This is a genomic window from Bradyrhizobium sp. NBAIM01 (assembly GCF_020194115.1).
In the GTDB taxonomy this organism is placed as follows: domain Bacteria; phylum Pseudomonadota; class Alphaproteobacteria; order Rhizobiales; family Xanthobacteraceae; genus Bradyrhizobium; species Bradyrhizobium yuanmingense.
The window spans coordinates 17,093-39,785 of the sequence record NZ_JADYVU010000010.1 but is presented as its reverse complement, the minus strand read 5'-3'; the positions used below and the strand labels follow the sequence as shown (position 1 = coordinate 39,785).

Genomic DNA, 22,693 nt, shown 5'->3' with positions numbered 1-22,693 from the left:
AGCGGCGGCGGACCTACTGTTTGATCTTCTCCCACAGCCACCTCGCCACCGCATCCGGTGATGAATTCGCATCATTGCCGCTGGCGCGCAGGTTCGCCTCGCGCATGGTGGCGATGTCGATCTTGCCGAGCAATGGCTTGAGCGCCGCCTGCAGTCGCGCGTCACCGGCGCGGTTCGGCGCAAGCAGCAGGATGGCGTCGTAGGGCGGGATCGCGCGTTTGGGATCGTCGAGCGCTGTGAGCTCGTATTTGGCGATCAAGCCGTCGCTGGTGTAGCCAGCGATGACGTCGACCTCGCCGCTGGCGACGGCCGCATACATGAAGTCCGGCTGCATCTGGCGCTGGGCGCGGAACTGCAGCCCATAGGCCTTTTGCAGGGCAGCCCATTCGGGCCGCGAGAAGAACTCGTAGTCGCCGGCAATCGACAGCGTGGCCGAATGTGCGGCGAGATCGGCGACGGTTCGGATGCCGAGCGCATCGGCGCGTCGTCTTGGCATCACCAGCGCATAGGCGTTCTCGAAGCCGAGCTCGCCGAGCAGGGTGATGTCGTCCTTGGCGAGCGCCGTCTTCAATTCCGCCACCAGTTCTGCGCGCGGCTTGATGTCGGTGCGATGCAGCTGGTTGGCCCAGAGCGTGCCGGAATAGTCGACATAGAGATCGATGTCGCCGGCCTTCAGCGCCCCGAAGATCACACTGGAGCCGAGGCCGGAGCGTGCGGCCGCCGAGAGGCCCGCCGCCTCGAGGCGGTCCCTCATCAATGCCGACAGGACATATTGCTCGGCGAAGGTCTTGGCGCCAACCACATAGCCTGACGACGAGCGCCCCATGGTCGGCACCAGCGTTGCTGCAACCAGCGCCGCGATTCCGAGCGCCCCGAGACCGCTGCGCACACGGCTGCGGCGGCGCAGGCCGCTCTCGATCAGCCCAAGCAACTGGTCGACTGCGAGCGCGAGGAGAGCGGAAGCCACGCAGCCGAACAGCACGAAGACCCAGTTCTGGGTCTGGAGGCCGGCAAAGATGTAATTGCCGAGACTGGTCTGCCCGATCGGCGTCGACAGCGTCGCGGTGCCGATCACCCACACCGCCGCGGTGCGGATGCCGGCCATCATCACCGGTAGCGCGAGCGGCAGCTCGACGATCAGCAGCGATTGCCGCGCGGTCATGCCGACGCCCTCGGCAGCCTCGATCAGCGCGGGATCGATGCCGTTGAGGCCGGTGATGCCGTTGCGCAGCACCGGCAGCATCGAATAGAGCGCCAGTGCCAGCATCGCCGGCAGGAAGCCGAACGCGGAGAAAGATACGCCGAACCAGGCCAGCGTGACGGAAGCAGCCAGCAGCAGCAGCGGATAGAACAGCGCGAGCAGCGCCAGCCCGGGTACGGTCTGCACGATGCTGGCCAACGCGAGCAGGATGCCGCGTGGCGCCGGACGGTTGCGCGTCAGGATCGCCAGCGGCAGGCTCACGGCGAGGCCAAGCGCGAGGGCGGCGAGGCTCACCCGCACATGGTTGCCGAGGTAGTCCGGCAGATGCGACAGCGCCTCGCCCCAGCGCGGATCGGTGAAGAGGCTCATGCCGCACCGCCCATCGGCAGCAACGCATTCAGCCGCTCGACCTGGCGCCGCGGGGTACGCAACAGCTCGAGCACGTAATCGTCGCTGCTGCTCGAGAGCTCCGCAGCCGTACCCTGTGCGAGCAATCGTCCCCCGCGCATCACTGCGATGCGGTCGGCGAGCAGGATCGCCTCGGTCATGTCATGGGTGATCATCACGGTGGTCAGGCCGAGCTTGCGGTGCAGCGCGCGATAATCGTCACCGAGCGCATCGCGGGTGAGGGGATCGAGCGCGCCGAACGGCTCGTCCATCAGCACGATGCGGGGCCTTGCCGCGAGCGCCCGCGCCACGCCGACGCGCTGGCGCTCGCCGCCGGAGAGCGCCTCGGGCAGCCGGTCGCGATGCGTTGCGCGGTCGAGCTGCACGAGCTCCAGCAGCTCGTCGACGCGGCCTGCAACGGCCGCAGCCGGCTCGCCGAGCAGCTTCGGCGTGATGCCGATATTGTCGGCGACGCTCAGATGCGGAAACAGCCCGCCGCTCTGGAAGACGTAGCCGACCCGGCGCCGAAGCGCGACCGGATCGACATTCCGCACGTCCTCGCCTTCGACGGTGATGGTGCCGCTATCGGCCTCGATCAGCCGGTTGGCGAGCCGCAGCAGCGTGGTCTTGCCCGAGCCCGAGCCGCCGACGACGGCCACAAACTCACCCTCGGCGATGTCGAGCGACACGTTATCGACGGCTGCAAGGGAGCCGAAGCGCTTGGTGACGTGCTGGTAGCTGATCGCCAGCTTGGAAGACATCGCAGGAGAGCTCTCTTTTCTCTTACCCTCCACTGGAGGGGAAGGGTCGATCGCGCGCAGCGCGAGCGGGGTGGGTGATCTGTCCACGCGGGCACTGCCTCTGTGGAGAGACTGTCACCCCACCCCGTCTCACATTTCGCTGCGCTCATGTGAGCCGACCCTCCCCCTCCAGGGGAGGGTGAGAGCACGGCAAGTACCCATGCGTAGCACGCTTGGCGGCTTGATTGAACTTGGCCGCACGAGCGGCTAAGGCATCGGCCTGAGTTGGAGGAAGCACATGACGACGCCCACGGCAGTGGCGCTGGAAGATGCCAAGGTTGCGTTCCGGCTGGGGGACGGCCGGGTCTATACGGCGGTGGAGAAGGTCCATCTCGCGGTGGCACAGGGCGAGTTTGTCGCCATTGTCGGGCCCACAGGGTGCGGAAAATCGACGCTGCTCAACGTCGCGGCGGGCCTGCTCAAGCCCGCCGCGGGCAGCGTCAGGATTTTCGACCAGCCATTGGCGGGGCTGAATCGGGATGCCGGCTATTTGTTCCAGGCTGATGCGCTGTTCCCCTGGAAGACTGCGCTCGACAATGTCGCGATCGGACTCGAGGTCAAGGGCACGCCGCGCACGGAGGCCTTGTCGCAGGCGCAGAAATGGCTGACCGCCGTCGGCCTCGGCGCCTTCGCGAACCGCTATCCGCACATGCTTTCGGGCGGCCAGCGCAAGCGCGTGGCGCTGGCGCAGGTGCTGATCCGCGATCCGAAGATCCTGTTGATGGATGAGCCGTTCGGGCCGCTCGATGCGCAGACGCGCCAGGTCATGGGCAATCTGCTGCTCGATCTGTGGAGTGCCGACCGCAAGGCCGTGCTGTTCGTCACCCACGATCTCGAAGAGGCCATCGCGCTCGCCGACCGCGTCGTGATCATGTCGGCGGGGCCGTCCTCGCGCATCATCGGCGACTGGCGCGTCGGCCTGGCCCGCCCGCGCGACATTTTCGAGGTGCGCCTCGACAAGGAATTCCATGCTCTCCATCGCGAGATCTGGAGCGTGCTGAAGGACGAGGTGATGAAGGGGTACGCACAGTCCACTCAGGCGGCGGAGGTGGTCTGATGTCGCGCACGACGCTGTTTGCGCTGCAGATCCTGGTCGCTGTCGTCGGCCTGGTGCTGTGGCAGGTGCTGTCGACCGTTCCCGTGTTCGGCAAGATCCTGCTGCCGCCGTTCTTCTTTTCCAACCCGTTGGACGTGTTCAGCCAGATCGTGAAATGGTTCGCCTCCGGCGTGATCTGGAAGCACCTCGGCATCACGCTCGCGGAATCGATCCTCGCCTTCGTGATCGGATCGCTTGGCGGCGTCCTGGTCGGCTTCTGGTTCGCGCGCCAGCCGCTGGTCGCCGCGGTGTTCGACCCCTATGTGAAGATGGTCAACGCCCTGCCGCGTGTCGTGCTGGCGCCGATCTTCGCGCTGTGGCTCGGGCTCGGCATCTGGTCCAAGGTCGCGCTCGGCGTCACCCTGGTGTTCTTCATTGTCTTCTTCAACGTCTATCAGGGCGTCAAGGAGGTCAGCCGGACCGTGCTCGACAACGGCCGCATGCTCGGCATGAGCGAGCGGCAGCTGATGCAGCATGTCTATTGGCCGTCGGCGCTGTCGTGGATGTTCTCGTCGCTTCATACCTCCGTCGGCTTCGCCGTGGTCGGCGCGGTGGTCGGCGAATATCTGGGATCGGCGGCCGGGCTCGGCTATCTGATCCAGCAGGCCGAGGGCATCTTCGATGTCGCCGGCGTGTTCGCCGGCATGTTCGTGCTGTCGGCCTTCGTCATCCTGATCGATTTCGGCGTCACCTTGGTGGAGCGGCGCCTCCTGGTGTGGCGGCCGGCCGCGTCGGACGGGCGGGGGTAGGAAGCAGGTCTATTTGATCGCGTCGATGCGATCGCGGACGTGTGTTGGGCACCGCTATTGCGCCGAGGGGCTGATGGCCAGCCCGCTCAGGCGGAGCTTCTCAAGCTAGCCCCGCTGCTCTATGGTGCCGGCGGCCGAATGGAGGAAACCAATGAAGAACACGATTGCCAGGCTCGCCGGCGCACTGCTCGCGCTGACGCTCACCACCTCGCTTGCCGCGGCGCAAAGCAAGGTCACCATCGCGGTCGGCGGCGGCTCCTGCCTGTGCTATCTGCCGACGGTATTGGCCAAGCAGCTCGGCGAATACGAGAAGGCCGGCGTCAGTGTCGAGCTCGTCGACCTCAAGGGCGGCTCGGATGCGCTCAAAGCCGTGCTCGGCGGCAGCGCCGACGTGGTCTCCGGCTATTTCGACCATTGCGTCAATCTCGCCGCCAAGAAGCAGGAGCTGCAATCCTTCGTGGTCTATGACCGCTATCCCGGCCTCGTCCTGGTGGTCGCGCCCTCGCGCACCAACGACATCAAGTCGGTCAAGGATCTCGCCGGCAAGAAGGTCGGCGTCAGTGCGCCCGGCTCCTCCACCGACTTCTTCCTGAAATACATGCTCAAGAAGAACGGGCTCGATCCCACCAGCGTCGCCGTGATCGGGGTGGGCCTCGGCGCCACTGCGGTGGCCGCAATGGAGCAGGGCCAGATCGACGCGGCAGTGATGCTCGATCCGTCCGTGACCGTGCTGCAGGGCAGCCACAAGGATCTGCGTATCCTCTCGGACACCCGTACCCAGAAGGATACGCTGGAGACGTTCGGCGGCGAATATCCGGGCGGCGCGCTGTATTCGACCGTGGCCTGGATCAACGGCCATGAGAAGGAGGCGCAGGCGCTCACCAATGCGATCCTCGCCACGCTCGCCTGGATCCATTCGCATACGCCGGAGGAGATCATGGCGAAGATGCCCGAGCAAACCGTCGGCAAGAACAAGGACCTCTATCTTGCCGCACTGAAGAATACGATCCCGATGTATTCCGAGACCGGCAAGATGGACCCGAAGGGCGCCGACGCCGTGCTTGCAGTGTTCAGCGTCGGCTCGCCCGAGGTGGCGAACGCCAAGATCGACGTCAGCAAGACCTTCACCAACAAATTCGTCGAGCAGGCCAAGAAGACAACGGGGAGCGCCAAATAGCCGACGCCATGGCGTGGTATCAGGCGTCATGACGTCACCGGTCATACATCGCGTCGCGACGCTCGATCTTGCGGTGCGGCCGATCGTGTGGCCGTTCGCCGAGGAACGGCGCGCCGAGATCGCGGCGCATTTCGCCGAGAAGCAGCGCGAGCGGCCGAAAATCTGGAACGGCCGCGTCCTGCTCGGGCGTGACGCCGTGTTCAACGACGGTCACCTGACCGCGACCTATTTCGAGACGGATTTCGCAAGCTTCCTCGCCTGGCGCGACTGGGGCTTTCCCGACAAGGCCGTGTTCAACGGCTTCGGCATGGGCGCGCTGCGCGCCTCCGACGGCGCCTTCATCATGGGCGAGATGGCGCCCCACACCGCCAATGCGGGCCGCATTTATTTCCCCTCGGGAACGCCGGATCTCGACGATGTCAGGGACGGCGCGCTCGACATTCCCGGCAGCGTCGTCCGCGAGGTCGGCGAGGAGACCGGCCTGACCGCGGCCGACTATCGGATCGAGCCGGGCTGGCATTGCGTGGTCACGGGCCCCACGATCGCGATGTTGCAGGTCATCAACCTGGACATTCCGGGCGATGTGGCTCGCGCCCGGATCGAAACCAACCTTGCGCGCGAGACCGAGCCGGAGCTGTCCGCTATTCACCTCGTGCGCGGGACCAGCGATCTCAGGCCGTCCATGCCGCGATTTGTCACGGCCTTCGTCGAGCAGCAGTTCGCAGCGCGCTGATGCGCGAGGCTTGACATCGCCGCGCGCAGCCCATGTGATGGGCCGAAGAATTGCACCAAGAATGCAATGCACAAATCGTCCAGGGAGGTTTTGATGCGCCTGCGCATGGCTGCCCGCGTGGTACGTGGGCTGTTGGTCGCGATATCAGCGACGGGCTTGGCGGTGTCTGCCGCGGCCCAAGACAAGGCTCAAGAGAAAAAGCTCAAGATCGGCGTCATCTACGACCTGACCGGCCCTCTCGCCGGCGGCGGTTCGGAGCTGCAATATACCGGCGCAAGGATCATGCTGGATCAGTACAGCGCGAAAGACGTCGAAGGCTACAAGATCGAGGCGATCTATGCCGATGCTCAGAGCAAGCCGGATATCGCCATCAATGAAGCGATCCGTTTGATCGAGCAGGAAAAGGTCGACATGCTGCTCGGCTTCTTCTCCTCGGCGCAATGCGTGCCAGTGGCAGCGCGGGTCGAGCAGCTGAAGAAGTTCATGTGGATCACGACCTGCATTTCGTCGGCGGTGCTGGAGAACAAGAACTACAAATACGTGTTTCGCCCGCAGGCCTCCGGCGACCAGTTCGGCATGATGACGATGGACTTCATCGCGCAGAACGCGAAGGAAAAGCTGGGCAAGGACCCGAAGGACCTGCGGGTCGCTATCATCCACGAGGACGGCGCCTACGGCGTCGACGTTGCCAAAGGCAACGAGGCCGGTGCCAAGAAGGCCGGCTTCAACATCGTGCTCAGAGAGGGCTATTCGGCGACGGCCCCGGATCTGTCTGCGCTGGTCACCAAGCTGAAACGGGCCAAGCCGGATGTGGTGTTCCATACCGGCTATAATCCCGACATCACCCTGTTGCTCCGGCAAGCCCGCGAACAAGGGCTGAAGTTCGGCGCATTGGTAGGACATGGCGCCGGCTACGGGGTCTATGAGAAGCTGAAGGAAGGCCTGGGCGCCGACGTAAACTATGTCTTCAACACCGATCCGATCTCGATCTGGCTCGCCAACCAGAAGAGCATGGATCCGAAGCTGCCGCCGATCATCAAGGCGGTCGGCGAGGAGTTCGACAAGCGCAAGCCGGGTGTCGCCATCCGTTCGGCCCATGTCGGCATGGCTGCGTCCAACACCTATTTGTTCCTGAACGACGTGCTGCCGCGAGCGATCAAGAAATATGGCGGCGTAGATCCCGATTCCCTGCGCAAGGCAGCACTGGACACCGACATACCCGAAGGCGGCACCATGCTCGGCTTCGGCGTCAAATTCCACGGCGAGGGCTCGCCAATGGCCGGCCAGAACGAGCGCTCGTTCCCGGTCGTGATCCAATACGTCGACGACAAGTCCTATGTGGTGTGGCCCAAGAGCCAGGCGCAGCGCGAGGCCGTGCTGCCGCTGCCCAAGGGCACCACCTACAGCAACCAATAGCGGGGTTCTGCGGTGTTGGAAGTCAGCGGATTGGTGAAGCGGTTTGGCGGCTTCACCGCCGTGAACAACGTCTCGTTCCGGGTCGATCAGGGCGAGATCCTCGGCCTGATCGGTCCCAACGGCTCGGGCAAGAGCACGATCTTCAACATGCTGTCCGGCACGCTGGCGCCGACCTCCGGATCGATCGTGTTCGCCGGGCACGAGATTGCGGGCCTTGCGCCGCACCGGATCATCAACAGCGGCATCGGGCGAACCTTTCAGATCCCGCGGCCGTTCCGCCGCCTCAGCATTTTCGAGAACGTCGCGCTTGCCGGCTTCTACGGCCAGGGCCGCCACAGCCGCGCCAAGGCGGAGGAGGCGGCCGAGCGGTCGCTGGCGATGGTCGGCCTGCCGACCGATCGCCATGCTAGCGTCGATGGGCTTGGCGCAGCGGGGCTGAAGAAGCTGGAGCTGGCGAAGGCGCTCGCCACCGCGCCAAAGCTATTGCTCGCCGACGAGAGCCTCGGCGGTCTCGACGAGGCCGAGATGGACCAGGCTGCGGACATGCTGCGCAACATCCGCGACGAGCTCGGCATCACCATCATCTGGGTCGAGCACATCATGGGCGTCCTGATGCGCGTGGTCGACCGCGTCATGGTGCTCGATCACGGCGAGAAGATCTCGGAAGGCCTGCCGAGCGCGGTCGCGGGCGATCCGCGCGTCATCGAGGTCTATCTCGGCACCGACGCCGAGACCACGCAGGCCGCGGCCGCCGAAGCGCGCCGCCGCGCAGGGGGCTAGGTGATGCTGGAGCTTCGCGGCCTCAATGCCGGCTATGGCACCTTCCAGGCGCTGTTCGACGTCAACCTCGACGTGAAGGCCGGCGAAGCCGTCGGCGTCATCGGCCCCAACGGCGCCGGCAAGACCACCCTGATGCGCGTCATCTCCGGCCTGATCCGTCCCTCGCGCGGATCGATCAGGATGGAGGGCGTCGACCTCGTCGCGACGCCGTCGCACAAGATCGTCAGCCTCGGCATTGCGCATGTGCCGGAGAACCGGCGGCTGTTTCCGCAGCTCACGGTCGACGACAATCTCAAGATGGGCGCCTTCATGAAGGAGGCGCGGGACCACTACGCCGAGCGGCTGGAGGTGGTGTTCGACCTGTTCCCCCGCCTGAAGGAACGCCGTCACCAGATGGCCGGAACCATGTCCGGCGGCGAGCAGCAGATGTGCGCCATCGGCCGCGCGATGATGTCCAATCCGAAACTGTTGCTGCTCGACGAACCCTCGGCGGGGCTCGCGCCGGTGGTGGTGCAGCAGGTGTTCGAGTTGGTGAAGCGGATCCGTGCCAGCGGGCTGACGGTGCTGATCGTCGAGCAGAACGTGCAGCAGGTGCTGAAGGTGGTCGACCGCGCCTATCTTATCGAGGCGGGCACGATCCGCGCCTCCGGCACCTCGGCCGAGATGCTGGCGAGCGACACGGTCAAGGAAGCTTATCTCGGGGTGTGATGGGCATGCAGGCGTTCCTGGACGTATTCGACATCTACCTGCTGGAGGCCGTCATCAACGGCATCCTGCTCGGCGGCGTGCTGGCGCTGCTTGCGCTGGGGCTCAACCTGATCTTCGGCGTCATCGACGTGACCTGGATCTGCTACGCCGAGCTCGTCATGATCGGCATGTACGGCATGTATTTCATGGTGCAGTATTACGGCGTCAGCTATTTCGTCGCTGCCCCGCTCACTATCCTGCTGGTCGCCGTGCTTGGTGCGGCGCTGCACTACCTCGTCATTGCGCCGCTGCTGACCGCGCCACCGATCAACCAACTGCTCGCGACCGGCGGGGTGCTGTTCGTGCTGCAGAGCTTTGCCACCGTGGCCTTCGGCATCGACTTCCGCAATCTCGGCATCCGCCTGCCGGTGCTCGCCTTCGGCGACATGAATTTCAGCTACGCACGACTGCTTTCGTTCGCCGCCGCGCTGGTCGGCATGGTCGCGGTCTATCTGTTCATGACGCGCACCTTCACCGGCACTGCGATCCGCGCCATCTCACAGGACCGGCAGATCATGGCGCTGATGGGCGTCGACACCAAGCGGATCTACTTGATCACGTCGGCGCTCGGCGGCGCGCTCGCCGGCCTCGCCGCCTGCCTCCTGGTGCTGCAATACGACGTGCATCCCTTCGTCGGTCTGTCCTTCGGGCCGATCACCTTCCTGATCTGCGTGCTCGGCGGCCTCGGCAATTTCATCGGCGGGTTCATCGCCGCCTTCGTGTTCGCCGAGATCATCTCGCTCGGGGGCCTGTTCTCCGACCTCGAATGGGGCTATGTGCTGGCCTTCGCGTTCTTCATCGTCATGATGTTCATCCGGCCCGCGGGCCTGCTTGCGAGGCGCCGATGATGGGGCAGGGGCGGCTTGCTGCATGGGGCGTGGGGCTGGCGGCGCTGGTCGCGCTGCCCTTCGTCTATCGCGATCCCTATCATCTGCACATCCTGGTGCTGATCCTGATCTGGTCGTTCGCCTATACGTCCTGGTCGATGATGGGGAGGTTCGGCCTCGTCTCGCTCGGCCATGGCGGCTTCATGGGGATCGGCGCTTACGTTACGGCGCTGTTGTGGAATCACGCAGGATTGTCGCCCTGGATCGGCATTCCCATCAGCATGGCGGCGGCCGGCGCGCTGGCGATGATCGTCGGCTATCCCTGCTTCCGCTTTCGTATCACAGGGCATTATTTCGTGCTGGTGACGCTGGCGCTGTCAGGCATCGTGCTCCAGGTCATCACCGCGACGCGCGACTATACCGGCGGCTCGCTCGGCTACACCCCGAACCGCGCGTCCGGCAACAGGCTGCTGGCGCTGCAATTCGACGACAAGACCACCTGGTACTTGATCGCGCTTGCGGTCTGGCTGTTCGGCATCGTGGTCTGGCACTGGGTCGACCGCAGCATGGCGCGTTATGCGCTGGAGGCGATCTCCGAGGACGAGGATGCCGCCGCCGCGGCCGGCGTCGACGTCACCGCCGAGAAGCTGAAGATCACGCTGCTCAGCGCGCTGATGACGGCGCTGGCGGGCGCGATCTACTGCCAGTACCAGATGTTCATCACGCCCGACACGGTCAGCGGCATCGCGGTCTCGCTGCAGATGGTGTTCGCCGCGATCGTCGGCGGGCTGTTCGTCTCGCTCGGTCCGACCGTCGGCGCCATCATCACCATCCTGCTGGCGGAAACGCTGCGCATCGGTTTCGGCACCAAGGCGGTCGGCTGGGACAATCTCGTCTACGGCGTGCTGCTCGTGCTTTTCATCATATTCCTTCCCAAGGGCATCCTTGGTAGCTTGCTCGACCGATTGAAGTTGCAACGCAAGGTGCCCCGCGCTCATGAGCAAAAAGTCGTCCCAGTCGCTCGCCCAGGAGCTTGACCGCTACATCACGCCGTTTCGCTACGATGGCTCGGGCAAGTTTCACCTCAAGGACCACAAGACCGACGAGAAGGGCGATCTCGACAAGGAGAAGGCGCAGGCGATCCTCGATGCCAACAAGAAGCGGCTGATCGCGTTTCAGGAGAAGCTCTACGCGCAGGACCGCTGGTCGCTCCTGATCGTATTCCAGGCGATGGACGCCGGCGGCAAGGATTCTGCGATCAAGGCGATCTTCGAGGGCATCAATCCGCAGGGCTGCGAGGTCACGGCCTTCAAGGCGCCGAGCAGCAAGGAGCTCGACCACGACTTCCTCTGGCGTCATGCGGTCGCGCTGCCCGAGCGCGGCCATATCGGCATCTTCAACCGCTCGCATTACGAGGAATGCCTGGTGACGCGCGTGCATCCCGAGATTCTCGCCAAGCAGAAGCTGCCGCCGAAGCTCGTCACCAAGAACATCTGGAAGGAGCGGTTCGAGGACATCTCCGCCTTCGAGCGCTATCTCTGCCGCAACGGCACCGTGGTGCTGAAGTTCTTTCTCAACCTGTCCAAGGAAGAGCAGCGCGAGCGTTTCCTCGCGCGGCTGGACGATCCGGCCAAGCAGTGGAAGTTCTCCATGGACGACATCAGGGAGCGCGCGCTGTGGCCGCGCTACCAGGCGGTCTACCAGGACATCGTCCGGCACACGGCGACGTCCCATGCGCCCTGGTATGTCGTGCCCGCCGACCACAAATGGTTCGCCCGCGTCGTGATCGGCTCGGTGATCAATGCCGAGCTGGAAAAGCTCGACCTGCGCTTCCCCCGCGCCGACAGGGCCTCGCTGGAGGAGTTCAAGCAGGTGCGCAAGGCGCTGGAGAAAGAAGGCACGGGAGGCAAGAGGCAAGCAAAGTGACAGCCGGCGGGACCACGAACTGCAAGAACGTCAACTTCGCGCTCCAGGGCGGCGGTGCGCACGGCGCCTTCGTGTGGGGCGTGCTCGACCAGGTGCTCGAGGACGGCAGGCTCGCGATCGAGGCGATCAGCGCGACCAGTGCCGGCGCGATGAATGCGGTGGCGATGGCCTCCGGCATGGCGCATGGAGGCGCGGAGGCCGCGCGGGAGAGCCTGCACGCGTTCTGGTACGAAGTGTCGCGCATGGACATGGCGTACGATCTGATGTCGCCGCTGAACCAGTGGATCCAGGCCCTGAAGCTGCCGCCGGAATATCATCCGGTCCATGCCTTCATCCATACGCTGACGCATACGCTGCCGCCGAACCTGCTCAATCCCTTTCATTTCAATCCGCTCCGCGCGCTGCTGCAGCGCGTGATCGATTTCGACCGGCTCAATTCCTCGCCGGAGGCGCCGCAGCTGTTTCTGAACGCCACCAACGTCCGCACCGGCAAGATCAAGGTATTCCAGAGCCCGCTGCTGACGGCGGAAACCGTGCTCGCCTCGGCATGCCTGCCGCCCTATTTTCAGGCTGTCGAGATCGATGGCGAGCATTACTGGGACGGCGGCTATCTCGGCAATCCCGCGATCTATCCGTTGATCTACCGCAAGGGCAGCCACGACGTCGTCATCGTGCAGGTGACGGCGATCCGGCGTGACGAGCTGCCGGCCAGTGCCGCCGATGTCCTGCACCGCATCAACGAGATCAGCTTCAATTCGTCCTTGATGCGCGAGATGCGCGCGATCGCCTTCGCCACCCGGCTGATCGACGACGGCGAGCTCGACAGCAACAGGCACAGCCGCATGTACATGCATTGGATCGGCAACGACGCGCTGATGTCGCAGCTCGGCACGGCCACGCAGTTCCACCCCGAATGGAGCCTGTTGTGCCGCCTGCGCGATGAGGGCCGCGCGGCGGCGCGCAACTGGCTGGCGCGAAACTTCGACCAGATCGGAAAGGCCTCGACGGTCGACCTCGCGGAGATGTTTCTCTAGATGGCCGGGCGGCCATCGACCAAAAGTGCGAAAACAACCCCATGCACAGTAGCCGGGCATAGCGGAATCAATGGCTTATCGGCCTTCATCATCCGCGATGCGGATTTTACGAAATTCGTTTGCATCGTCGGGCAAAACAGGGGCATGATGTCACCATACCGGCTGCCTTCGGAAATCCCTCACTTCGCGCGGAAGCGATTTGCACGGCGGAACTCGGATCGTCAAATGTGATCGTCAGATCATTGATCCCGCTTGACAGTTTTGCGACGCAGGAGGAGCATCATAGCGGTCGCAAACAAGCGACGCGCAACGTCCACCTCATGAGCAAGGGGAGGTCTATGACACCACCTCCGCAAATCCAGCCGCGGTAATTGCGATGGAGCTCGTTCGGACTATCGCATAGCGGCGGAAACCGCGAACGGCACGCCGGGACAAGGTTTAGCGGGCTGCATCAGTGAGGCAAAGCCCCTACCTTCCCGGCGCTGTATTTTAGTCGTGTCGGATGGCCGTGAAGGCCGCCGCACCAATTTTTTTGACACCCCGCTCGTCTCAATCCTGCTGGTTGATCCGCAAACGGTCTTTGCGCGCGCTGACGGGACGTCAGCTCCCGATCCTGCGCTGCGGCAAATGCCAAGAGAATGTCGTCCCAAAGGCCAACTTCCGACACAGGCGGGGGGCGAATAGCGCCGATCCGACATGACGGATGTGCTTCGGCGGGGGCGGTCACGCTACCTGCGAGCACATTCACTTTTCCAGGGAATCTGCGTGTCGCAAAAGCTTGTCCCGGCGCTTCTCGCCGCTCTTTTCCTTGCAATCTCTTCTCTCTCCTGCGCCCGCGCCGATGCGCCGTCCGCGAACGGTGCCGCGGCGCTATCGCCTGACGAGGCGAAGCGTGCGTTGGACACGCTTCAGGACGACAAGAAGCGCGCGCAGATGATCGATACGCTCCGTGCAATCGCCAACGCGTCTGGTCCGCAACAGGCCGCGCCGCAGCCGAATTCGCCGATCCCGCTTTCGGCCGACGGCCTCGGTGCGCAGCTCATGCTGACGGTCTCGGAGGAGATCGGCGAAATCTCGCGTGAGATCGCCGGCATCGCGCGGACGCTCACGCACTTTCCGGCGTTCTACTACTGGATCGTGCGCACCGCGAACGATCCCGCGGCTTACAATCTTCTGATCGAGATCGCCTGGAAGCTGGCGCTGGTGCTCGGCTGCGCCCTCTTGGCCGAATGGGTGATCTTCCGCCTGATCCGCCGGCCGGTCGCGTTCCTGGAGGGACGCGTGCCGCAAACCGCGCGCCTGCCGGCACCCGCGTGCCCGCTTGCCGATCCGCCATCGTCAGTCGCCGACGTTACGCCTGCACCTGAAATGCAGGAGCGACGCCACAGCCTTGCGCGGGTCTGGCAGATCATGCTGCGCCTGCCCTTCGTGCTCGGGCGTTTCGTGCTCGAGCTGCTTCCCGTGCTCGTCTTCGTCGGCGTCGCCACCGCGCTGCTCGGGACGGAGATTGGAGAACCGACAACCGTCCGCCTCGTGATCCTCGCCGTCGTCAACGCCTATGCGTTCTCGCGCGGGCTCATCTGCCTGGTCCGGGCGCTGGCGGGGCCGTTCGGCTTGTTTCCGGTGCGCGCGGAGACCGCCGCCTATGTCGAGATCTGGGCACGCCGCATCGTCGGCGTCGGCGTCTCCGGCATCGCCTTTGCCAATGTGGCGCTGCTGCTCGGCCTGCACCGCGCCGGCTACGCCGCGCTGCTGCGCATGGTGATGCTGGTCGTGCACCTCTTCATCGCCGTCATCGTCCTGCAATGCCGCCGCCAGGTCGCCGATGCCATCCGCGCCCCGGCCGAGCGGCAGGGGATCGCGGCTCGTTTGCGCAACCGCGTCGCCGGCGGCTGGCACTATCTTGCCATCGCGCTCGACCTCGCGCTCTGGGCGGTGTGGGCGCTCAACATCCGCAACGGCTATTCGCTGCTGCTGCAATATTTCGTCGGCACCATCGCAGTGGCGCTGGTCGCACGTGTCGTCATCATGCTGACGCTGAGCCTGATCGATCGCGGTTTCCGCATCAAGCCGGAGATCCTCCAGCGCTTTCCCGGCCTCGAGATCCGTGCCAACCGCTATCTGCCGCTGCTCCGCAGGATCGTATCCGGCGTGATCGCCTTCATCGGTTTCGTGGCGGTGCTCGAGGTCTGGGGCGTGGACGCGATCGTCTGGTTCTATGGCGGCCAGATCGGCAGCCGGCTGATCTCGGCCGTGGTGACCATTGGCCTTGCCGTGCTCATCGCCGCGGCGATCTGGGAAGCCAGCAATGCGCTCCTAGACCGCCAGATCAATACGCTGTCGCGGGACGGGCACTATGCCCGCGCCGCGCGGTTGCGCACCTTCCAGCCGATGCTGCGCACAGCGCTGCTCTGCCTGATCGCGACAATCGTCGGCCTCACCGCGCTCAGCGAGATCGGCGTCAACGTCGCGCCGCTGCTGGCGGGCGCCGGCATCGTCGGCATTGCGATCGGCTTCGGCTCGCAGAAGCTGGTGCAGGATCTCATCACCGGCCTGTTCCTGCTGCTGGAGAATACGGTGCAGGTCGGCGACAGCGTCAGCGTGTCGGGGTTGTCGGGCGTCGTCGAGAACGTCTCGATCCGCACCATCCGTCTGCGCGCGGGCGACGGCGCCGTGCACATCGTGCCGTTCAGCGCAGTCACGACCATCACCAATGCCAGCCGCGGCGCCGGCAACGCTTCGGTCAGCGTCAACGTCGCCTACAAGGAAGACACCGACCGCGCCGGCCAGATCCTCAAGGATATCGTCGATGAGATGCGCCGTGAAGCGGACTTCCGCGCGCTCATCCGCGGCGACCTCGAGCTGTGGGGCGTCGACAAGGTCGATGGCGCGATGGTGTCGATCGTCGGGCAGATCCGCTGCACCGAGGCCGGCCGCTGGCCGGTCCAGCGCGAATTCAACCGCCGCATGAAGCTGCGCTTCCAGCAGAACGGGATCGAGGTCGCATCGCCGGTGCAGACCATCCTGATGCACATCGCGCCGCCGGCGGACAGCGCTGCCAATCTGACGCCCCGGCGGGCGGCGGGATAAGCAGTCCCAAATTCCGGCCTGCCTTTATTTGCGGGTCCGCCAACGCGCGCCCCGGTTGGCGCGTTAAACCTTTTCGCGCGCAAGTGCCAGGCGTTTGCAAAATCTGCTGCGGTGCGAGATCACGATCGCGGCCGGAGTCTCCTTGATCTCGACTGAACGCTGGCCGACAATGGCTGTGGTTCAATAAGAAACTCCTTGGGGGAATCGTGAATAGACCTGCTCGGGTCAGCGCCCATTCGACATCATCCGACACCGCGCACGGCATGACGCTGCTGCGCGACCCCCTGCTCAACAAGGGCACGGCCTTCACGGAAGCAGAGCGCGCCGCACTCGGCTTGCGCGGCCTGTTGCCGCCCTGCGTGCTGACGATGGAGACCCAGGCTCAGCGCGTGCTCACCAATCTGCGCACGCTGCCGACGGACCTGGAAAAATATGTTGCCCTGAACGCGCTGCATGACCGCAACGAGGCGCTGTTCTTCCGCGTCGTCGTCGACAATATCGACGAGATCCAGCCGATCATCTACACCCCGACGGTCGGGCTTGCCTGCCAGAAATACGGCCTGATCTTCCAGCGGCCGCGTGGCATGTTCATCTCCTCGCGCGACCGCGGCCAGATCGCGGAGATCCTGAAGAACTGGCCCTACCAGGCCAGGCTGATCGTCGTCACCGACGGCGAGCGCATTTTGGGACTTGGCGATCTCGGTGCCAACGGGATGGGCATCCCGGTCGGCAAGCTATCGCTCTATTCGGCCTGCGCCGGCGTGCATCCGGAAGCGTGCTTGCCGATCGTGCTCGATGTCGGCACCAACAACGAAGAGCTGTTGAACGATCCCTATTATCTCGGCCTGCGCGAGCGGCGGTTGACGGGCGAGGCCTATGACAGCTTCGTCGACGAGTTCATGCAAGCCGCGCGCAAGACGTTCCCGGGCGTGCTGATCCAGTTCGAGGACTTCGCCAATCATTCGGCGTTCAAGCTGCTGCACAAATATCGCGACGAGGCTTGCGTCTTCAACGACGACATCCAGGGCACCGCGGCGGTGGCGCTCGCCGGCCTGTTCTCGGCTCTGCGCATCTCCGGCGGCAAGCTGAAGGATCAGAAGATCCTGTTCCTCGGCGCGGGCGAGGCGGCGACCGGCATCGCCGACCTCGTGGTCTCCGCCATGATGGCGGAAGGCGCGTCCGAGGCGGACGCGCTTCGCCGCAACTGGCTGGTGGATTCCCGCGGTCTCGTCGTCAGCGGCCGTGAAGGCCTTTCTGGCCATAAGCTCCGCTATGCCCATGCCAGTCAGGCGCCGATCGCCGACTTCCTCACCGCCATCAAGACGCTGAAGCCGACGGCGATCATCGGCGTCGCCGCGGTCGGCGGCGCCTTCACGCCCGACGTGCTCAAGGCGATGGCCGAGCTCAACGAGCAGCCGATCGTGTTCGCGCTCTCCAACCCCACCTCGAAAGCCGAGTGCTCGGCGGAGGATGCCTATCGCTACACGGAGGGACGCGCGCTGTTCGCCTGCGGCAGTCCGTATGATCCGGTCAAGCTCAACGGCCGCAGCTTCGTGCCGCGCCAGGGCAACAATTCCTACATCTTCCCGGGCGTCGGCCTCGGCGTCATCGCCAGCCGCTCGCGCCTCGTGACCGACGAGATGTTCATGGCGGCGGCCCACGCGCTCGCCGATTGCGTCGGCAAGGAGGACCTCGCTCAGGGCAGCCTCTATCCGGCACTGCCGCGCATCCGCGAGGTCTCCGTGCGCATCGCGGCGGCGGTTGCGGATGTGGCCTATCAACGCGCGCTCGCCGACGGACCCGCGCCCAACGACGTGAAGGCTCTGGTCCAGTCGCAGATGTACGAGCCGAAGTACTAGGGATGGGGCCGCGCCGAAACGCGCGGCTCGCGGGCCGTATCGGGCTGCATCCTTCACCGATCTGTCCCGATTCTGAACAGGTCACTGTGGTGGAATCGCCACAGCTGGCGCGAAACGAAGGCGGCCCCAGAGCCGCTTTTGTTCCGACAAGGTTCTGCCCTCATTGCCCACCGAAACTTGGGGTTGTTCGGAGGGCGCATCATGTCTCGCATTGCAAGTGCCGAAACTGCCCGGATGTCGCTGGCGAGCTCGAGCCGGTTATTGCTCGCGGTCTTGGGCGCCGCATCGCTCGCTGCCTGCTCGCAATCGCCGGTCGGCCGTCAGAAAGCCGATCTCGCCGGAACGACCCGGCAAGCCGCGGTCGAGCGCCCGCACCGGGTGGCGGCGCTGCATCCACGCCCGATCAGCCGGGCGCGCGTCCCCGCCCGCGACGCAAAGCAAACCGCTTCGCACGGCATCGCCAGCTTCTATTCGGATACGCAGACCGCGAGCGGCGAGAAGTTCGACAGGAACGAATTGACCGCGGCGCATCCCACCCTGCCGTTCGGCACCAAGCTGCGCGTTACCGAGACCTCCTCCGGCCGTTTCGTTACGGTCAGGGTCAACGATCGCGGGCCCTTCGTGCGCGGACGCGTGGTCGACATCTCGCCGTCGGCCGCCGAGGCGCTCGGCATGGTCGACAAGGGCATTACCAATGTCAGGCTTGAAGTCGTGCAATAGGGCGCCACGCGTCGCGACCGTGCGGGCGCGCTTAACCGGCTGTTAGCGGCTTCTCAAGCACCATGGCTGTCCGCACAATTCGGGGCTTTGGGGGAGGCGACGCTTGAACACGATCCAGCATCTCGAAGATCAGGCTGCGCGTGCCGAGCGGCTCGCCAAACGGATCACGGATACGCTGACGATCGAAAAGCTGCTGACCTTCGCGGGCGAACGCCGCCGCGAGATCGAGGTCATCGCCGGCAAACGCCGCCGCAACTAAAGCACGATGCGATCAGGTTCGATTGCTACAAGGGAGGTGCACTCCCTCTCCCGCAAGCGCAGGGCTATCGGATATGACTTGTGGCGGCGGCCTGCGCGCACGCCTCGTCCTTCGAGACGGCGCTGACGCGCCTCCTCAGGATGAGGCTAATCAGCATCAGTGCTCGTTGGAACTGCTGCCGCGCACTCCGCCCTCATCCTGAGGAGCCCGCCCAAAGCGGGCGTCTCGAAGGATGGCCGCAGAGAAAAACTCCCAAATGCGATAGTCATTCCCGCAAGCAGGGAGGGAGCGCACCTCCGTCCTTTTCGGCAAGTGAGCTTCATTTCATCGCGCTTTGGGAATGGCTTTCGATGAAGTCGCTGAGATAATCGGGGAGCTCTATTCCATAGATGTCGCAGCGTGCGCGGATCTCGCCGGCGACGTCGCACGAGATATCCTTCATCCAGTGCTCGAGCGTGTTGAACGAGATCACCTTGATCGGGTCATTGAAGCAGCCGGCGACGAGCTCGCCGATCGTGGTGTCGAGATCGCTGCGCTCGATGCGGATTTCGGTCGCCTCGTCACGGCGATCAACCACCACGAACAGGGTCTGGTCCGCTCCGTAAGGCACGATCGGTGATGATACGCCGGCGTCAAACATCTCGAGGCGCTCACGTCATTGCTTTGATCCCTGACAACGGGAAGAACCGGAAGAAGGTTCCTGCTCGCACGCTTGTGAAGGGCGTCAGAGAAATTCTCTCAAGCGCGACAGCTCGAGGACGTGTTCGGGGGAGAGGATCTCGGTGACGAGCGGCGGCTGCGCTACGGTGCGGATCTCGTAGAGGTGCCGGGTCGTCGCCGGTTTCTGCATGAAAGCCGAGATGCAATCGTCGAGCGTGCCTTCGATGAGCTGGTAGGGCTCCCGGTCAGGCTGGCGCTGATTGGCAAGTGATGGCCATTTATGCAGCACCGCAAGCGCGCCGAAATTGACCTTTGAATCCCCGACCACGTCCCCCATCGCCCTGCCTCACGCAAAACACGACCCCAGCACACGTGCTCGCGTGCCGGGGCCCATACATCTGTCGCTGCATCTCAATGCCACAGGTCAGCCAACGCGGCAGCCGGGAAAAGGTTCCCGGCCGCCTCGTGGCTGAGTCAGCTCGCCGCCGCCGCGATCTCGTGCCGCGGGCTGGGGTGACCATCTCCTTGACCGTCACTGCTGCCGACCTTGGGCGGCAGTCCGGCGAAGCGCCGCAAGGCCTCCGCCATCTGCACCCGTCCCGACACGCCTGTGATCACCACGTCCACCATCGCAAAGGACGAGTGGAAGTGGCCGCGCGCCTTCAATTGCTCGACCGGCACGCCCGCTGCGGCCATTGCCTCGGCATAGGCGATGCCCTCGTCGCGCAGCGGATCGAACTCGCAGGTGACCACGAGGGCCGGCGGCAGGCCGGCAACCTTGCCGCGCAGCGGGGCGACCCGCGGGTCGGTGCGGTCCGCCGGCGAGCAATAGAGGTCCCAGAACCAGTACATCAGAGAGCGCGTCAGGAAGTAGGCGGTCCCGTTTTCGTTGTAGGAGGGCCGATCGAAGCTGCAGTCGGTGACCGGGCAGACCAGAAGCTGGCCGGCGATCGAGGGCCCGCCGCGGTCGCGCGCGAGCTGGCAGGTGACGGCCGCAATGTTGCCGCCGGCGCTCCAGCCGGCGACCAGCACCGGGCCCGGCCTGCCGCCGAGCTCGGCGGCGTGCTCGGCGATCCAGCGCGTGGCCGCATAGCCGTCTTCGGCGGCGGTCGGGAAGCGATGCTCCGGTGCGTGACGATAGCCGACGCTGACGAACATCATGCCGGTCCGCCGCACCATGTCGCGGCAGAACGGCTCGTCCGATTGCTCGTCGCCGAGCACCCAGCCGCCGCCATGGAAATAGACCACGACCGGGTGCGGTCCCGGCGTCGCCGGCTTGTAGACGCGGTAGGGCAGCGCGCCGTCGGCGACGGGCAGGGTGCCGTCGACGATCTCGCCGATCGGCCGACCCGCGGGGCGGCCCTTGTTGAACTCGTTGACGAAGGCGCGGGCGCCGAGCGCGCCCATCGACTCGATCGGCGGCAGGTTGAGCGAGGCGAGCAGGTTCAGCACCAGCCGCACGTCCGGCTGCAGGCGCACCACCTCGCCGTCGTTGCATTGGACGGCGCCATCGGGGCCGGTGAGCTTGAAGCCGAGCATGCCGCGGCTGACCACCTCGTCGCAGATGCTGCGATAAGGGCCGACGCCGCCGGTATAGGGCATCAGCCCCTGCACCTTGCCGGGCACGTTGGCGCCGGTGTACCAGGTGTTGGCGAGCCGGTGCAGCGTCAGCATCGAGCAGTCGGCCATGTGCCTGTTCCAGCCGGCCTGCGCCGTCTCGGTCGGCTCGATCGTGGTGAAGCCGGCATCGCGCAGCGACGCAAGGCGATCGACCACCCAGTCGACATGCTGCTCGATCGACACCGCCATGTTCGACAGCACCGACGGGCTTCCGGGTCCGGTGATCATGAAGAAGTTCGGGAAGCCCTCGACCGTGAGGCCGAGATAGGTCTGCGGCCCCTGCGCCCAGACATCGGACAGCGACTTGCCACCGCGCCCGGTGATCGGATGCACGGCACGGATCGCGCCGGTCATGGCGTCGAAGCCGGTTGCGAAGACGATGACGTCGACGTCGAAGCTGCGGCCGTTCGTGGAAATGCCGCTCGCGGTGATCGCCTTGATCGGCTCCTTGCGCAGATTGACCAGCGTGACGTTCGGCCGGTTGTAGGTTGCGTAATAATTGGTCTCGAGGCAGGGGCGCTTTGCGCCGAACGGATGGTCGTCCGGCATCAGCGCCGCGGCGGTCTCAGGATCGTTGACGGCGGCGCGGATCTTCTCGCGGATCAGATCCTGGACGATCTTGTTGCCGTCGACGTCGACGGCCTGGTCGGCCCAGAGCTGCGTCAGGATGTGGACGAGGTCGCCGGCGGCCCAGGCGCGCTCGAACCGCTCGCGGCGCTCGGCATCGCTGAGCTGCCAGCTCACGACCGTCTGCTGCGGATAGGGCACGCCGGCCATCGACTGCCGCGCCTGCTCGCGATAGGCCGCGCGGTCGCTCTGCAACAGGCTCATGCGGTCCGCGGGCGCAGGGCCGTTGTGCGCCGGCAACGCGAAATTCGGTGTGCGCTGGAACACCGTCAGATGCGCAGCCTGCTCGGCGATCACAGGGATCGACTGGATCGCCGAGGAGCCCGTGCCGATCACGGCGACGCGTTTTCCGGTGAGATCGACGCCGTCATGCGGCCAGCGCCCGGTGAAATAGACCTCGCCCTTGAAGTCCTTGACGCCGTCGATCTCCGGCGGCTTTGGCGCGGAGAGGCAACCGGTCGCCATGATGTAATGGCGGCAGGAGACGGGTGGCCCATTGTCCGTGGTGATGAGCCAGCGCCCGGACGCTTCGTCCCATCTGGCTTCGGTGACCTTGGTCTTGAAACGGATATCGCGGCGCAGATCGTAGCGATCGGCGACGAAGCCGAGGTAACGCAGGATCTCGGGCTGGGTCGCGTATTTCTCCGACCAGGTCCAGGCGGTCTCGAGCTCCGGATCGAACGTGTAGCTGTAGTCGATGGTCTGGATGTCGCAGCGCGCGCCAGGATAGCGGTTCCAATACCAGGTGCCGCCGACATCGCCGGCCTCGTCGAGCCCGACTGCCGAGAACCCCGTCTTGCGCAGGCGATGGAGAAGGTAGAGGCCGGCAAATCCGGCGCCGACCACGGCAACATCGACCTGCTGAGCGGTTCCGCGCCCATCGGAGGCACGTGTGGCAACCATTGCGTCAGGCATGGTATTCCTCCCGGATGTCTTGTTTTGGCGGCAGGCTATCGCCGCAGGCTCAGCTTGTCATTAGAGCAAG

At 65.0% G+C, this 22,693-nt stretch carries 20 protein-coding genes; 15 read left to right on the top strand and 5 right to left on the bottom strand.

Features of this window, described 5'->3' with window-relative positions; all coding sequences use genetic code 11:
• Positions 1-13: 13 nt before the first annotated feature.
• Together I6F31_RS27095 and I6F31_RS27090 are read right to left on the bottom strand one after the other, a co-directional pair.
• Positions 14-1,570, bottom strand: coding sequence for an ABC transporter permease/substrate-binding protein (locus I6F31_RS27095; protein WP_225186392.1), 1,557 nt, complete (start codon positions 1,568-1,570; stop codon positions 14-16).
• The gene (locus I6F31_RS27090) at positions 1,567-2,349 is read right to left on the bottom strand and encodes an ABC transporter ATP-binding protein (RefSeq protein ID WP_036025013.1); all 783 of its coding nucleotides are present in this window, start codon (positions 2,347-2,349) and stop codon (positions 1,567-1,569) included. The genes I6F31_RS27095 and I6F31_RS27090 overlap by 4 nt, the downstream gene beginning before the upstream one ends.
• Positions 2,350-2,626: 277 nt before the next feature.
• On the opposite strand from I6F31_RS27090, the gene I6F31_RS27085 reads away from it, so the two are divergent.
• From I6F31_RS27085 to I6F31_RS27015, 15 genes are all read left to right on the top strand, one after another.
• On the top strand, positions 2,627-3,445 hold the full coding sequence (locus I6F31_RS27085; RefSeq protein ID WP_225137986.1) for an ABC transporter ATP-binding protein: 819 nt from the start codon (positions 2,627-2,629) through the stop codon (positions 3,443-3,445).
• Positions 3,445-4,233 carry an ABC transporter permease gene (locus tag I6F31_RS27080; protein WP_036006641.1) on the top strand — a complete coding sequence of 263 codons (789 nt, stop codon included), beginning with the start codon at positions 3,445-3,447 and terminating at the stop codon, positions 4,231-4,233. The genes I6F31_RS27085 and I6F31_RS27080 overlap by 1 nt, the downstream gene beginning before the upstream one ends.
• A gap of 151 nt (positions 4,234-4,384) precedes the next feature.
• Entirely contained in the window at positions 4,385-5,410 is a 1,026-nt protein-coding gene (locus I6F31_RS27075; RefSeq protein ID WP_036037483.1) for an ABC transporter substrate-binding protein, read from the top strand.
• Between the two features lie 28 nt (positions 5,411-5,438).
• On the top strand, positions 5,439-6,143 hold the full coding sequence (locus tag I6F31_RS27070) for an NUDIX hydrolase (protein WP_225143047.1): 705 nt from the start codon (positions 5,439-5,441) through the stop codon (positions 6,141-6,143).
• Between the two features lie 93 nt (positions 6,144-6,236).
• Positions 6,237-7,559 carry an ABC transporter substrate-binding protein gene (locus tag I6F31_RS27065; protein ID WP_225186391.1) on the top strand — a complete coding sequence of 441 codons (1,323 nt, stop codon included), beginning with the start codon at positions 6,237-6,239 and terminating at the stop codon, positions 7,557-7,559.
• Positions 7,560-7,571: 12 nt separating this feature from the next.
• Positions 7,572-8,339, top strand: coding sequence for an ABC transporter ATP-binding protein (locus I6F31_RS27060; protein WP_225141612.1), 768 nt, complete (start codon positions 7,572-7,574; stop codon positions 8,337-8,339).
• Between the two features lie 3 nt (positions 8,340-8,342).
• Positions 8,343-9,047 (top strand): ABC transporter ATP-binding protein, encoded by a 705-nt coding sequence (locus I6F31_RS27055; protein ID WP_036025019.1) that lies wholly within the window; start codon positions 8,343-8,345, stop codon positions 9,045-9,047.
• 5 nt (positions 9,048-9,052) lie between these two features.
• On the top strand, positions 9,053-9,934 hold the full coding sequence (locus I6F31_RS27050) for a branched-chain amino acid ABC transporter permease (RefSeq protein ID WP_109145936.1): 882 nt from the start codon (positions 9,053-9,055) through the stop codon (positions 9,932-9,934).
• Positions 9,931-10,950 (top strand): branched-chain amino acid ABC transporter permease, encoded by a 1,020-nt coding sequence (locus I6F31_RS27045; protein ID WP_225172897.1) that lies wholly within the window; start codon positions 9,931-9,933, stop codon positions 10,948-10,950. The genes I6F31_RS27050 and I6F31_RS27045 overlap by 4 nt, the downstream gene beginning before the upstream one ends.
• The gene (locus I6F31_RS27040) at positions 10,910-11,839 is read left to right on the top strand and encodes a polyphosphate kinase 2 family protein (protein WP_225172898.1); all 930 of its coding nucleotides are present in this window, start codon (positions 10,910-10,912) and stop codon (positions 11,837-11,839) included. Before I6F31_RS27045 ends, I6F31_RS27040 begins: the two co-directional genes overlap by 41 nt.
• Entirely contained in the window at positions 11,836-12,873 is a 1,038-nt protein-coding gene (locus I6F31_RS27035; protein ID WP_225183977.1) for a patatin-like phospholipase family protein, read from the top strand. The genes I6F31_RS27040 and I6F31_RS27035 overlap by 4 nt, the downstream gene beginning before the upstream one ends.
• 765 nt (positions 12,874-13,638) lie before the next feature.
• The gene (locus I6F31_RS27030) at positions 13,639-15,963 is read left to right on the top strand and encodes a mechanosensitive ion channel domain-containing protein (RefSeq protein WP_225186390.1); all 2,325 of its coding nucleotides are present in this window, start codon (positions 13,639-13,641) and stop codon (positions 15,961-15,963) included.
• A gap of 206 nt (positions 15,964-16,169) precedes the next feature.
• Positions 16,170-17,822: an NAD-dependent malic enzyme gene (locus tag I6F31_RS27025; RefSeq protein WP_081493707.1), complete on the top strand. Its 1,653-nt coding sequence runs from the start codon at positions 16,170-16,172 to the stop codon at positions 17,820-17,822.
• A 201-nt stretch (positions 17,823-18,023) separates the two neighbouring features.
• Positions 18,024-18,542: a septal ring lytic transglycosylase RlpA family protein gene (locus tag I6F31_RS27020; RefSeq protein WP_036025042.1), complete on the top strand. Its 519-nt coding sequence runs from the start codon at positions 18,024-18,026 to the stop codon at positions 18,540-18,542.
• 103 nt (positions 18,543-18,645) lie between these two features.
• Entirely contained in the window at positions 18,646-18,801 is a 156-nt protein-coding gene (locus I6F31_RS27015; protein WP_167361678.1) for a hypothetical protein, read from the top strand.
• Between the two features lie 319 nt (positions 18,802-19,120).
• Here the strand turns inward: I6F31_RS27015 and I6F31_RS27010 are convergent, their stop codons facing one another.
• The 3 genes from I6F31_RS27010 to I6F31_RS27000 all read right to left on the bottom strand — a co-directional run bounded on the left by I6F31_RS27010 (position 19,121) and on the right by I6F31_RS27000 (position 22,623).
• On the bottom strand, positions 19,121-19,441 hold the full coding sequence (locus I6F31_RS27010; RefSeq protein WP_036006679.1) for a hypothetical protein: 321 nt from the start codon (positions 19,439-19,441) through the stop codon (positions 19,121-19,123).
• A gap of 84 nt (positions 19,442-19,525) precedes the next feature.
• The gene (locus I6F31_RS27005; protein ID WP_036006682.1) at positions 19,526-19,798 is read right to left on the bottom strand and encodes a hypothetical protein; all 273 of its coding nucleotides are present in this window, start codon (positions 19,796-19,798) and stop codon (positions 19,526-19,528) included.
• Between the two features lie 137 nt (positions 19,799-19,935).
• The gene (locus I6F31_RS27000) at positions 19,936-22,623 is read right to left on the bottom strand and encodes an alpha/beta hydrolase fold domain-containing protein (protein ID WP_225183979.1); all 2,688 of its coding nucleotides are present in this window, start codon (positions 22,621-22,623) and stop codon (positions 19,936-19,938) included.
• Positions 22,624-22,693: the final 70 nt, after the last annotated feature.

What these genes read in the sequence shown, in the direction of transcription:
- I6F31_RS27065 (WP_225186391.1), top strand. Translation starts at nt 6,237, where the DNA reads ATGCGCCTGCGCATGGCTGCCCGCGTGGTACGTGGGCTGTTGGTCGCG.
- I6F31_RS27055 (WP_036025019.1), top strand. Translation starts at nt 8,343, where the DNA reads ATGCTGGAGCTTCGCGGCCTCAATGCCGGCTATGGCACCTTCCAGGCG.
- I6F31_RS27075 (WP_036037483.1), top strand. Translation starts at nt 4,385, where the DNA reads ATGAAGAACACGATTGCCAGGCTCGCCGGCGCACTGCTCGCGCTGACG.
- I6F31_RS27000 (WP_225183979.1), bottom strand. Translation starts at nt 22,623, where the DNA reads ATGCCTGACGCAATGGTTGCCACACGTGCCTCCGATGGGCGCGGAACC.
- I6F31_RS27020 (WP_036025042.1), top strand. Translation starts at nt 18,024, where the DNA reads ATGTCTCGCATTGCAAGTGCCGAAACTGCCCGGATGTCGCTGGCGAGC.
- I6F31_RS27095 (WP_225186392.1), bottom strand. Translation starts at nt 1,570, where the DNA reads ATGAGCCTCTTCACCGATCCGCGCTGGGGCGAGGCGCTGTCGCATCTG.
- I6F31_RS27070 (WP_225143047.1), top strand. Translation starts at nt 5,439, where the DNA reads ATGACGTCACCGGTCATACATCGCGTCGCGACGCTCGATCTTGCGGTG.
- I6F31_RS27080 (WP_036006641.1), top strand. Translation starts at nt 3,445, where the DNA reads ATGTCGCGCACGACGCTGTTTGCGCTGCAGATCCTGGTCGCTGTCGTC.
- I6F31_RS27090 (WP_036025013.1), bottom strand. Translation starts at nt 2,349, where the DNA reads ATGTCTTCCAAGCTGGCGATCAGCTACCAGCACGTCACCAAGCGCTTC.
- I6F31_RS27040 (WP_225172898.1), top strand. Translation starts at nt 10,910, where the DNA reads ATGAGCAAAAAGTCGTCCCAGTCGCTCGCCCAGGAGCTTGACCGCTAC.
- I6F31_RS27005 (WP_036006682.1), bottom strand. Translation starts at nt 19,798, where the DNA reads ATGGGGGACGTGGTCGGGGATTCAAAGGTCAATTTCGGCGCGCTTGCG.
- I6F31_RS27045 (WP_225172897.1), top strand. Translation starts at nt 9,931, where the DNA reads ATGATGGGGCAGGGGCGGCTTGCTGCATGGGGCGTGGGGCTGGCGGCG.
- I6F31_RS27085 (WP_225137986.1), top strand. Translation starts at nt 2,627, where the DNA reads ATGACGACGCCCACGGCAGTGGCGCTGGAAGATGCCAAGGTTGCGTTC.
- I6F31_RS27010 (WP_036006679.1), bottom strand. Translation starts at nt 19,441, where the DNA reads ATGTTTGACGCCGGCGTATCATCACCGATCGTGCCTTACGGAGCGGAC.
- I6F31_RS27050 (WP_109145936.1), top strand. Translation starts at nt 9,053, where the DNA reads ATGCAGGCGTTCCTGGACGTATTCGACATCTACCTGCTGGAGGCCGTC.